Source organism: Marinomonas atlantica (assembly GCF_001639725.1).
GTDB classification, from domain to species: domain Bacteria; phylum Pseudomonadota; class Gammaproteobacteria; order Pseudomonadales; family Marinomonadaceae; genus Marinomonas; species Marinomonas atlantica.
In genome coordinates this window covers 361,776-374,186 of the sequence record NZ_LTAW01000004.1, presented here as the reverse complement: position 1 = coordinate 374,186, position 12,411 = coordinate 361,776, and the positions used below count along the sequence as shown (strand labels likewise).

Annotated in this window: 12 protein-coding genes; 6 read left to right on the top strand and 6 right to left on the bottom strand. The window is 44.3% G+C overall.

Annotated features, from left to right (window positions below; translation table 11 throughout):
• Positions 1–32: 32 nt before the first annotated feature.
• Positions 33–1,157, bottom strand: coding sequence for a substrate-binding domain-containing protein (locus AYW75_RS09335; RefSeq protein WP_067098622.1), 1,125 nt, complete (start codon positions 1,155–1,157; stop codon positions 33–35).
• Between the two features lie 112 nt (positions 1,158–1,269).
• On the opposite strand from AYW75_RS09335, the gene AYW75_RS09330 reads away from it, so the two are divergent.
• From AYW75_RS09330 to AYW75_RS09315, 4 genes are all read left to right on the top strand, one after another.
• The gene (locus tag AYW75_RS09330) at positions 1,270–2,385 is read left to right on the top strand and encodes a substrate-binding domain-containing protein (RefSeq protein ID WP_197478929.1); all 1,116 of its coding nucleotides are present in this window, start codon (positions 1,270–1,272) and stop codon (positions 2,383–2,385) included.
• On the top strand, positions 2,382–4,862 hold the full coding sequence (locus AYW75_RS09325) for an EAL domain-containing protein (RefSeq protein WP_082856462.1): 2,481 nt from the start codon (positions 2,382–2,384) through the stop codon (positions 4,860–4,862). The genes AYW75_RS09330 and AYW75_RS09325 overlap by 4 nt, the downstream gene beginning before the upstream one ends.
• Before the next feature lie 92 nt (positions 4,863–4,954).
• Positions 4,955–6,157, top strand: a complete 1,203-nt coding sequence (locus AYW75_RS09320; RefSeq protein ID WP_067098619.1) for an MFS transporter — start codon at positions 4,955–4,957, stop codon at positions 6,155–6,157.
• 68 nt (positions 6,158–6,225) lie between these two features.
• Positions 6,226–6,660 (top strand): GtrA family protein, encoded by a 435-nt coding sequence (locus AYW75_RS09315; protein WP_067098616.1) that lies wholly within the window; start codon positions 6,226–6,228, stop codon positions 6,658–6,660.
• Here AYW75_RS09315 and AYW75_RS09310 read toward each other — a convergent pair.
• Positions 6,651–7,193, bottom strand: a complete 543-nt coding sequence (locus tag AYW75_RS09310; RefSeq protein WP_067098613.1) for a lipocalin family protein — start codon at positions 7,191–7,193, stop codon at positions 6,651–6,653. The genes AYW75_RS09315 and AYW75_RS09310 overlap by 10 nt on opposite strands.
• A 69-nt stretch (positions 7,194–7,262) precedes the next feature.
• Positions 7,263–7,811: a TetR/AcrR family transcriptional regulator gene (locus AYW75_RS09305; RefSeq protein WP_067098610.1), complete on the bottom strand. Its 549-nt coding sequence runs from the start codon at positions 7,809–7,811 to the stop codon at positions 7,263–7,265.
• A gap of 248 nt (positions 7,812–8,059) precedes the next feature.
• On the opposite strand from AYW75_RS09305, the gene AYW75_RS09300 reads away from it, so the two are divergent.
• Together AYW75_RS09300 and AYW75_RS09295 are read left to right on the top strand one after the other, a co-directional pair.
• Entirely contained in the window at positions 8,060–8,992 is a 933-nt protein-coding gene (locus AYW75_RS09300; RefSeq protein WP_067098608.1) for a DHH family phosphoesterase, read from the top strand.
• Between the two features lie 4 nt (positions 8,993–8,996).
• Entirely contained in the window at positions 8,997–9,812 is an 816-nt protein-coding gene (locus tag AYW75_RS09295; RefSeq protein ID WP_231886176.1) for a TOBE domain-containing protein, read from the top strand.
• Between the two features lie 20 nt (positions 9,813–9,832).
• On the opposite strand, the gene modC is transcribed toward AYW75_RS09295, so the two are convergent.
• From modC to modA, 3 genes are read right to left on the bottom strand one after another with little or no spacing between them, the layout of a single operon-like run.
• On the bottom strand, positions 9,833–10,936 hold the full coding sequence (gene modC / locus AYW75_RS09290) for a molybdenum ABC transporter ATP-binding protein (protein ID WP_067098602.1): 1,104 nt from the start codon (positions 10,934–10,936) through the stop codon (positions 9,833–9,835).
• Positions 10,936–11,625, bottom strand: a complete 690-nt coding sequence (modB, locus tag AYW75_RS09285) for a molybdate ABC transporter permease subunit (protein ID WP_067098599.1) — start codon at positions 11,623–11,625, stop codon at positions 10,936–10,938. Before modB ends, modC begins: the two co-directional genes overlap by 1 nt.
• A gap of 8 nt (positions 11,626–11,633) precedes the next feature.
• Positions 11,634–12,389, bottom strand: a complete 756-nt coding sequence (modA, locus tag AYW75_RS09280) for a molybdate ABC transporter substrate-binding protein (RefSeq protein ID WP_067098597.1) — start codon at positions 12,387–12,389, stop codon at positions 11,634–11,636.
• Between the last annotated feature and the right edge of the window lie 22 nt (positions 12,390–12,411).

Here is a 12,411-nt window from a genome sequence, read left to right as displayed (position 1 = left end):
ACAAAAGAGCGCATAAGCTCTTGCAAATTAGCTTATTCGTGTTCAACTCCGGAGTAACGAAAAGCCTCTCTGGTTCGCGCGTCAATTTCTTCAGCCGACATTTGATCATCCACCACTTCAATTCGCCCTAGATAAATCTTTGGAATCTCAGAAGTACGACCTTCTAGGGAGAATTTGATGGCTTCAGCTGTTGCAACGCCCACATCATCACCCATACGCATTGGCGTAGCATTCAGGTTACCCTGCTTGATTTGTTCTATCTCTGCCGCCGTGCCGCCCCAACCTGCCACATACATGGAATCGGTTAATGCTTGTTCTGCCAAATATTCTAATGACCCTAAGGTCATGGCAGTATTAGCGTTATGAAGCATTGTTACCTCAGGAAAATTTTGCGTAATTAATGCCGCGCCATCACGTCCACCACCTGCTTGATATTGACCAAAATGTTCATAAAAATTCATCCACGCCCCCTCTTCTTCGACACACGATTTGAAGTCGCCCGAGCGCTGATCATCCGTAATCCCCGGTATGCCTCGATTCATAGCAAACGAGACATCACGACCAAGGCGTTGTATCATAAATTCACATAATGCAAACGCACCTGCTGAGCTGGAAAAGTCGAACCAAGCATCGGGTTGAAATTGCCAACTCTTCATCGGTGTATGAAAAGCCCAAATGTAAGATTGAAAATTTTCTGATTTTGCTAAACGCTGAATGTTGTCGGCTTGTACATACAATTCCGAAGGACCATAAATGACATAATCGTATTCATTTTGCCTAGCTAATACTTCATCAATATAACGTGTCTGTAATGCATGTTCGATCTGACGAGAGCTGAATTCATCAATCACATAATCGATATTTAATACATTTAAACGTGCTGTCAAAGCTTTGTAGTTTCGTACCCAGAAGTCCGATAAATCGGCGCTGGGATAAATTAGCGCAATACGTGTAGGTTTTGGCAAAGGGTCGGTAATTGCCCGAGGGGCTGAACTAACAATAGACTGAAATTCTTCCACCACTTCTTCATCGTTAACTTCATTCGCTAACCAATAGTTCAAAGCAGAATGTTCCTGGTCTGCATTAACCATCTCTATTGCAAAAGCAACAGAAGGAATCAAGACAGTGATGAATACACTTTTTACAAATAAAGACATTTATCAATCCTTTTTAAACGGAACAGATGCTTCTTTAAGCATACAATACATAAAACTCGCTACACGGATTTTCTCTTAAAAGTTTCTATAAAATAGGTAACTGATTGTAATCGTGAAAACCTTTAAGTTGTCTAATTACCTTTATAACAAGCTGATTGTATTAACCTTTATGTTGATCATATCTAGCACTCTTTATTCCGCTGATGACTATGCGAAAGTAGATCAACGCGTACAAGAAGCAATAAAAGTTAGCACCTCTTGGCAAGGACCTACCTTCGGCAACCCTATGGCACCGGACAAGTACATTGTTTTTGTTGCCTCAGACTTACGTAATGACGGTGTTAACAGTGTCGTCAAAGGCATGACTAAGTCGATTGAGGGTCTCAAATGGAATCTACATCTGCTTGACGGAAAAGGCTCCAAGGTTCGCCAATCAGCAGCGTTAAATCGTGCGATTATGCTAAAGCCCGATGGCATTGTTTTGGGCGGTATCGACGCTAAATATCATGAAAATACATTAAAAGCAGCACAAGCATTTGGCATAAAAATCATTGGCTGGCATGCGGCAAACGAAGCAGGGCCTCACCCTAACTTAGGTTTATTCACCAATATAACGACGGATGCAGAACAAGTAGGAGACATTGCCGCATCACTTGCGATCGTCGACTCAAAAGAGAAAGCCCAAGTCGTTATATTCACTGACTCCAACTATAGTATTGCCACTCTAAAAGCAAATAGCATGGCTTCACGCATCATTGCATGCGAAACATGTGAATTACTTTCTGTTCAAGACATCCCTCTTGACAATATCGCTAATGAAATGCCTAACGCCATCGCAAGGTTACTCAAACAGTTTCCAAATCAAATCACGCATTTTCTTGTCATCAATGATCTTTACATCGATTTTGCAATCCCTTCATTAAAAACCTCAGGCTTGGCCCCGGAGGATTTACCTAAAAGTATCTCAGCAGGTGATGGTAGTCGAGAAGCTTATCTGCGCATTCGCTCAGGTAAGCATCAACTGGCCACAGTTCCAGAACCTCTATTTATGCAGGGCTGGCAAATAACTGATGAATTTAACCGTGCTTTTCATGATGCACCGGATAGTGGCTTCTTAACACCGGTGCATTTAATTGTTAGAAGCAATATCCAAAACATCGACTTAAAAATAGGCGTTTACGACCCTGACAATCAATATCGTGACGCTTATAGAAGGATCTGGAAATGATATTCTTCAATAAGATCAATTTAAGCGTTCGCTTTGCCTTAACCGTTATTCTCTTGTTAGGGGTATTCGGCATGGGCATTGCTATGCTTATTCGTTCATTGAGTGATATCGAAATGTTACTTGAAGAAGAGTCTACTCGTCATGTCCAAGAGCTCAGTATTAACTCTGCAATTAGTCGAGAAACCTTTGAGCTTTCTTCTCGAGTGAAGCTGCTTGAACAAAAATTTTTATACGATGAGGCCATCCTCTCAGAAGAAGGTTTTAATATTGATGAGCAATTACAACGTATTCGCTCACTGTCAAAAGATAAAAACTTTGTTACTAAAATGGACGGATTCATAGTCGATTTTCATCGTTTTCTAGGTAATTCTGTTACCTTAAACCGTATTCTTAAAGAAGTTTCTATCATTGATGCTCGTCTTGGGGTTGAAATCGATCAGTTAGATGACGCACTTGCAAAAAGCTCAGTTGAAAACCTTGTTGTGGATCCAAAATACGACTTTAGGAATGATCTCGATGTTATGTACTTAATTCGAGAGTCCTATTTAAGCGCAGGTAAAATGGCTGCATCTGTGCGTAGCAGTATTACACCAGATACCGAGCAGGTCGTTATTATTAAGGTTTTGAAAGAGCTTAATATCCTTGAAATGCATCTAAGCAACATGAGGAAAGTCTCTCCTCTAGTAAGCCAAGCAAGTCGAAAAATGCAGAACACCATTAAACGCTACAAGGTCAGTTTACGTAAGATGACTGCAAACCTTAACCAACGCTGGCTAGTCATGTCAGCATTAGTTGACGCTCAAAATACCTTGATTGGCTTTGTTGAACAAACTGAAAAAAATGTACAGAGCAGTGCATTACGAATCTCGAATGATTTGCGTAGTGATTTAAGTGACATGCGTGGCTGGATTTTCATGACTGGCTTCTTTTCACTCGTCATTGGTATCGGTTTAATTTTGTTCATGGTACGCCACCACATAACCAAACCGTTAAATCAACTTAAGCAAAGCTTCAAGGAAATTGAAACAAACAATTTTGATGCCCCTATTAACCTGAACCGAACAGATGAATGGGATGTAATTGAAAATGCCTTCAACAGAATGGCCAGTCGCCTTAAAAAAACATATCGTGACTTAGAAAATGAGCGTTCTAAGTTGCATGAACTCGCGCATCAAGACCCTCTCACAGGTCTTGCTAATCGCTTACTTATTTACAAAAGCATCGATACAGCTATTTCTGAAGCCAAAAGGTCGCACCAGCATTTCGCTTTACTGTATTTGGACATTGATCACTTTAAAACCGTCAATGACTCAATGGGGCACAGTGCTGGAGATGTATTACTGCAGGAAGTATCGCAGCGATTATCCAATCTAGTTGAACCGTCGGATATGGTCTCTCGCTTAGGCGGAGATGAGTTCATGATCCTAGTACACTCAACCCAAAACATTACAGAAGCCGCCATGCTAGCGGAAGCGGTAAACGAAGTATTACGCAAGCCATTTATAATTGAACAAGAAACGCTGTTTGTTGGCAGCAGTGTAGGCGTCTGTCTTTATCCAGAACATGGGGGCAGTGCTGAAACCTTGGTTCGAAATGCAGATACAGCCATGTATCATGCTAAACGAGGTGGTCGCGATAGCCATTGTATCTATAAAGACGTTATGACTTCAGAAGCCCATAACTTGATGTCAAAAAGCTCAGGGCTAAAACAAGCGCTCTTAAGCAACGAACTGTTTGTACAGTACCAACCGCAATATGACAGCTTTACTGGAAACATTTATGGTGCTGAGGCTCTCGTTCGCTGGAATCACCCCTCTAAAGGCGTTTTATTACCAGGAGAGTTTCTAGACATTGCAGAGCAAACAGGCATCATTGTAGACATTGACGACTATGTTTTTGATATGGTGTTTAACGATCTTTTAACACTCAACCAACAAGGGCTAGTTTCTAAAGACTTTTCCTTATCCGTTAATGTTTCAGGGCGTAAACTGCTCTCCGAACATTTATTAGAACACCTTAAAATTTGTCATGAACAAGCACCTGATATCACTTCTCGAATGATTCTAGAACTCACTGAACGAGATATGATCACCAAACTTGATCAATGCAGTGACTTTATCAGTGAAGTCAAAAAACTTGGTTTTAAAATAGCCATTGACGACTTTGGAACTGGTTACTCTTCCTTAGCAACATTGAAGCATCTACCAGTCGATATTTTAAAGCTGGATCGAAGTTTCGTAAGTGGACTAGGCTCTGACAACGTGGACTTTGTCATTATCGACTCTATTTTGACGGTCGCCCGCGGTTTGAATTTAAGTGCTATTGCAGAAGGCGTAGAAACAGTTGAACAATTAGAAGCACTCAAAACTCTTGGCTGTCAAACCGTACAAGGATATCTGCTGTCTTACCCGATTAACCGAGATGAGTTAATCAAACTCCTTATAGAGCAGTCCCCTCCTTCTCTTCCTCTGGAATAAAGATTGCCTTAGCCAATATTAACCGAACGGTTTATAATAGGCCGCTTTTTAGCGCTCTACTACGCTATCACGTTGTCTAAAAGGGAAGGAATATGGCAGGCGCCAACACACCATTGCAAACAGAGCCACAGCAAACCGCTTGGTTAGAAGTATTCTTACTGTGGTTTGCAGGCATCAGCGCTGCTATGCAATTTGCTAAATTCTCTGTTTCTTACAACGAGCTGCTCGATTATTACCAAGCCGGTCCAACGTTAACCGGTGCTTCGATTTCTGTGGTGGGTACCATCGGCCTAATCTTTGGTGTTACCGCTGGCCTTGTAGCAGGAACAATAGGCTATCGTAAAGTGCTGATTGGTGCATTGTTGCTCGGTGCCAGTTTGTCATTGATACAGTCATTTATGCCAGCTTTTGAAGTCGTTATGGCGACCCGTGTACTCGAAGGCTTTTCACAATTAGGAGTTGTAATTGCCGCGCCCACCATGATTGCAAAATTAAGTGCACCGCAGCATCGCTCAATCACTATGGGATTATGGGGCACTTTTTTTGGCGTTGCCTTTGCCATTACAGGGTTAGTCGGCAAACCGCTGATCGCCCACTTTGAATTATCAGGGTTGTACCTTGCTCACAGCTTACTGATTGGTTCGATGGCCATTGCACTGTTCGTACTGTTGGAACGTAACGAGAGTCGTTATGGCTCAGCACCGCAAGCCAGCAGTGACAGCTACCTGACCAAACTTGGAAAAGTATATCGTACACCGCGAACGCTACTGCCAGGTCTCGTTTTCGTCTTTTACACTTGTACTCTAGTATCGTTACTGACGTATATACCCAACTTTATTGAGCAAGACTCGCTACGTACCACCATGCAAGTAATATTGCCATTACTTAGTACTGCTGGCACCTTCATTGCCGGCGCATTGTCACAGTATGCTTTAAAGCCCCAACGCGTAGCACAGATTGCCTACATAGGATTGGCATGTGGCGCACTGGCCTTAATACAAGGCATCGAGACGCCGCTTATTTTCTGCCTAATCGTGGGGCAAATGATCTTGTTTGCTGGTTTAATTCCGGGAGCCGCATTAGCAATGATTCCACGCTTGGCACGCAATAGCGAAGAACAAGCCAATGGTTACGGCATTATTGCTCAGCTAGGTAACTTAGGGGCAACCGTTGGACCGCCAAGCTTTGCTACGTTCATCACGCTTTTTGGTCTATACGGCTTGGCAGGTTTTGTCATGTTTATTTGTCTAATGGGCAGTCTATTCGCCTATCTATCACTGCGTCTTGAGTCATAACGATTGCAATAAAGGTGTCAGGCTAACCTCTTCATCAAGCTGTCATCATTGACTCGCTACTATGAGGTATGAAGACGACCTTATTACAATTTTTTCAATTTAGCCTTGTGGGCCAAGTAAGCTTCACCGTAGACGTTGCTGTTCTATGGCTTCTAGCGGATCACGTTGCACTAATCTGGGCACGGATCATTGCCTTTACGCTTGCTGTACTGACAAATTGGCTGTGTCATCGAATCTATACGTTCAAAGAACATGCAACGCAGGACGCGAAGTTTAAAGAAGCCGTACAATTTAGTGTGGCCTCGTTACTCGGGCTAATCCCTAATGTGGGTTTATACTGGTGGGCTATCAGCACCGCGACTTATCAGACCTATGCTAATTATGAGCTGGCCCCAGTAGCCGCTATGCTACCGGGGATTCTCGTTGGACATTGCTTGAATTTTTTACTGTCAAAACACTGGGTGTTTAAAGGTAAAGCAGATAACGTGGTGGACTACCCTTGATGTTTAGACTGATCTACAAAAATTAGTTTTTCGGTATCAAACCCTTTCTTAGCAGCAATATCTATGAGTTCAGCTTTCTTTTGCTCAGTTAACTCAGGTGTACGCGATAGTAGCCAAAAGAATGAGCGACCAGGTCCCGTAACCAAAGAATATTGATAATCGTCGTCAAGATTGAAAATTACATAAGCCCCATAGAAAGGTCCAAAAAAAGATACTTTGAAATGCCCCGTTTGAGGATCTTTTACAAAATAGGCTTTGCCTTCTGCTTCGTCCCAAGCTTGATCTTTTTCAGAATAGCCGCGATTGACCACTGTCACACCGCCATCTTCACGCATGCTGTAATTCGCAGTTACGTTTGTTAGACCTTTCTCAAAACTATGATTCAAGCGAGCAATTTCATACCATGTTCCTAAATATTGGTTCATCGAAAACTGTTTGACCGGCTCAATGCCTTTAGGTGGTGTAATCGCACAACCACTCAGAATCACACCTGTAGCCACCGCTAAACCAACTAATGATAATGTTTTTAACATAACACCTCCCTCCGAATGAATAATCACTATACGGAGGAAAGTAAGCGTTGGCTTAACGAGTTAAAATATTCACACAAGTTGTTTTATTAGTTGCACGAAGTCCTCACATTTCCCGTCACGGTGAGTGACGGCAGGCATCAATAAAGCTTCTTTTGACACCGCATTCAATACAAAGAAATGCTCTGAAGCAATATTATGTACAGCCATCCATTGACGCAGTTGCTCTGAAAGCATGCCTTCAAATTGCTCGAAATACACTTGCTCTTGTTCGGTCAATTTGTGGCTCTCTCCCCAGTGGATACGATACACCGCTAAGCGATCTGGCGTGTCGATCCAAGCAAGCCAAATAGCTTGCCATCCTTTGTAAAAATCCACATCGTTGTCTTTCAGTGTATCCAATGTATCGATTAGAATGGATTCGCTACGCTTGATAATTTGGCAAAGTACTTCTTGCCATAAACATAATTTGGACGGGAAATTACTATAAACCGTCGGCTTTGATACCCCAGCCTCTACGACCACTTGATCTATACTGGTCGCTTGGTATCCCAACACTTGGAACAAATTTAACGCTGACTCTGCAATCAAGCCTTTTTTGGAGGGTCTGCCTCTGGCCATTACTGATCTCTTATTCATGAATAATTGTTCAAAGTATGCCATTTTTAAACGATAAAAGGGGGAAATTGACTTCGACGAACTTATTGGGTTCCCTGTAAACAATAACAGCGATTTTTGAGATATCAGAACTGATACGCCTCAAACATTAATAAAGCGTTACATTAAAATTCACCTGACGGTCAAAAATCGCTGGTACACTAATGAACATATAATCTATTGTAATTTTACTAAGCTTTAAGGATGTAAAAATGAGCAGTGAAAAATTTCGACTTGTCACTCGCAGTGACTTCGATGGCTTGGTGTGCGCCGTACTTTTAAAAGATCTAGACCTCATTGATGACATATTATTTGTCCACCCTAAAGACATGCAGGATGGCAAAGTAGACATTACTGACAATGACATTACGACAAACTTGCCCTACGTTTCAGGCTGTCATTTGGCCTTTGACCACCATTTAAGTGAAACCGTCCGTAACGACAGTCACATTGAAAACCACATCATTGATCCAGATGCGCCATCTGCCGCGCGCGTGGTTTACGACTACTATGGTGGTAAAGAGCGCTTCCCAACTATTTCTGTAGACATGATGGATGCGGTCGATAAAGGTGATTCCGCTCAGTTTAATGAAGACGAAGTGCTTAACCCTACTGACTGGGTACTATTAAACTTCATTATGGATGCCCGCACAGGCCTTGGTCGCTTCCGCGATTTCCGTATCTCAAACTACCAATTGATGATGCAGTTAATTGACTACTGCAACAGTCATACTATTGAAGAAATTTTGGCACTTGATGATGTCAAAGAGCGTGTTGACTTATATTTTGAGCACGACGCGAAAGCAAAAGATCAAATTAAGCGCTGCGCGACCGTTCACGACAACCTTGTTGTGCTCGACTTGCTAAACGAAGACACCATTTACACCACAAACCGCTTCGTTATTTATGCGATGTACCCAGATTGCAACATCTCGATCCACAAATTGTGGGGACTGAAAAAGCAAAACACGGTATTCGCTATCGGCAAATCGATCTTGAATCGTTCATCCAACACCAACGTTGGCGAGCTGTGTTTGCAATACGGTGGTGGCGGTCATATGAACGCAGGTACGTGTCAGATCGACAACGACAAAGCAGATCAGTCATTACAAGACATCATTGCCATTATTAATAAAGATGGCTAAAAACGTGCCCGTCGAACAACCGGACCACACTGGCCAGTTAACAGGAAGCGTATTTCTGAAAACTGGCCAATCCAGCGATTTTGCATCGAACCAGATTGATTTGCTGCGTGCCGTCCAAAAATGCGGCTCAATCTCAAAAGCCGCGAAAGAAGTGGGCATTAGCTATAAAACAGCGTGGGATCGGATTGACGCAATGAATAACCTGTCCACTACCCCACTGGTACTGCGTGCAAGTGGCGGAGCCAAAGGCGGCGGCACCCAACTGACTGAGCTGGGTGAACGCATTATTGCAGGCTTTCAAGCACTGATGGATGAACATGCGACGTTTCTCGCGCGTCTAGGGGATCAATTGCACAACATTGACGACATAGCCAATTTCGTTCGTTCCGAACAAGCTCTAACCAGTGCTCGCAATCAATTTCGCGGCACAGTCATTGAACTCACCCCCGGTGCGGTGAACACAGAAGTCATTCTTGATATCGGTGCTGATCAACATCTTGTTGCCATGATCAGTTGTGACAGTGTTACAACGCTTGGTTTAGCCATCGGCAAAGAAAGTATTGCGATTGTCAGTGAGTCGACGATCATCTTAAGCCGAGAAACAGCGCTGGCCACCAGTGCAAGAAATCGCCTTTTGGGCACTGTTGCACGCATTACGCAGGGTGCCGTAAACAGTGACATTGCTCTCGACATCGGTCAAAGCAAAACTCTTAATGCCGTGATTACCAATGCGAGCTTAAGTGATTTGATGATTACCGAAGGCGATGCCTTACTGGCTCTATTCAAAGCCCCCAGCGTTATCTTGATGAAAGCCGACTGACCGTCGGCTTTCGTTTCTTCTTATCGAACAATGGCCACAGACTTAATCTGTGCCCAAACTTCTTGGCCTACCTGCAACGCCATCTTATCCAACGATCGTTTAGTCAATCGAGCAATCAAGACTTCCTGACCACAATCCAAGCGTACTAATATCATAGCCTCATCACGATCTGGGCATATATCAGTGATCGTCGCTGGCATACGATTCAAAATACTGGTCTCATCCAGCGCGGTGCGTGCCAGGCTCACGTCACGCGCTAAAATACGCACTCGGATTGAACTGCCCAAGGCCTCTCCGGTATCTCTGACCCAAAGCTCAGTCTGCTGGAAAGACACTTTTACCAAATGCCATTGTTCGTCACGTGCGACTAACTTGCCTTGCCAAACAGCCCCCGTATCAAAACCAGATAAGGCGTTCAAATCCGTTCGCGCAAATACCTCACCAATGTCACCTTGAGCCACCACGATGCCTTGTTCCAGAACCACCACATGATCGGCTAACTGAGCAATCTCATCCACTGAGTGACTGACGTATAAAATAGGAATCTTAAGCGAAGCTCGTAACCGCGCAAGATACGGCAAGATCTCTTGCTTGCGCTGATGATCTAACGAAGCCAGTGGCTCATCCATCAACAGCAAGCGTGGTTGAATCAACAATGCTCGCGCAATAGCAACACGCTGACGCTCGCCACCGGACATATGTTTCGGCAAGCGTGTCAGAATAGACTCAATTCCCATCAATTCGATAATCTGCTGTAAGTCCGCATCTGAAGTTGGCGTTGGAGCACGTTTCATAGCAAAGGCCAAATTGCCCATGCCAGTTAAATGCTCAAATAAACTCGCCTCTTGAAACACATAACCGATGGGACGCTGATGGGTCGGCACATGACGGCGCTCGTCCTGCCAAACCTCACCTTGCACGGTTAACTGACCTGCTTGGGCTCGCTCAAGACCAGCGACACAGCGCAAAAAAGTGGTTTTTCCTGAACCCGAATGACCAAATACAGCGGTCACTCCACTGCTAGGCAATTGAATATCCACATCGAGTGTAAACGGCTCGCCAGAAGCGTGTGATCGAGACAATTTGAATGCGGCATGAATCCCATGTTGACCTGAATTTACCATCACTTAACCCCCAACATTGAATTATTACCCTGACGTTGAAAGCCATAAACTCCTAGCAGCACCACAAACGAAAACGCCACCATCAAACCCGCCAATAAATGCGCTTGGCCATATTCCATGGCTTCCACGTAATCATAAATCTGCACCGACACCACTCGTGTTTCTTGAGGGATATTACCGCCAATCATCAGCACCACACCAAACTCACCGACTGTATGGGCAAACCCTAAAATCGCCGCCGTAATAAAGCCAGGTTTAGACAAAGGCAACACCACACAAAAGAAACGCTCCCACGGGCCAACACGTAATGTCGCCGCAGCTTCTAACGGGCGTTCCCCCAATGCCTGCATGGCATTTTGAATCGGCTGAACCACAAAAGGCAACGAGTACACCACCGACGCTATGACCAACCCCCAAAAACTAAACGGCAACAAGCCGATCCCTAGTGCTTGAGTGAACTGGCCAATAGCTCCGTTAGGTCCCATAGCAACCAGCATATAAAATCCCAACACTGTCGGCGGCAACACCAATGGCAACGCCACAATGGCACCGACCGGGCCTTTCAGCCATGATCGTGTGCGTGCTAACCACCAAGCAATCGGTGTCCCAACGATTAACAATAACACCGTCACTATCGAAGCTAACCGCAAGGTAAGCCAAATGGCATCCAAATCCGCTGTTGTAAACATCTCGCCTGTTACTCTGTTGTATAACCGTAAGACTGAATGATCTGCTGCGCCGCATCGCTTTGTAGATACGCCAGCAACGCCGTAGCGGCAGAATTGTCCTTAGCCGTTTTTAGTAATACCGCATCTTGACGAATAGGGCTGTATAAATCGCTTGGCACAATCCAGCTGGAACCTTCTGTCACATGCCCTTTCGACATAATTTGCGACAGCGCCACAAAGCCTAAATCCGCATTGCCCGTCGCGACAAATTGATAAGTTTGGGCAATATTTTCCCCCTGCACCCATTTAGCTTGCGTTGCATCCTTCAAACCTAACGCTTGTAATACCTCCGTTGCAGCCAAGCCATACGGCGCGAGCTTAGGGTTTGCCAATGCCAGCTTATTGTAATCATCCGACGTCAAACGGCTATAATCGTTTTCAATAAAATCTGGCAGAGACGACCATAAAGCAAGCGCACCAATGGCATAGGTAAAACGACTGCCCTCTTGCACAAGCCCCTTGTTTTGCAACGCTTGTGGCTTAGCTTGATCGGCCGATAAAAACACATCAAACGGCGCACCGTTTTGGATTTGCGCCAGAATTTTACCGGACGAACCAAACGACAGCCGCACATCATATCCAGTGTCTTGTTCGAATTGCGCAACCACAAACTTCATCGCCCCAGTGAAATTCGCAGCCACCGCCGCATGCACCTGCTCCGCCCACGACTGACTTGTCACCGTTAGCCCCATCGCCAACCATGGCAGATACTTAGCAACATTCATGTCACCCTCCTTATTGTCAGAT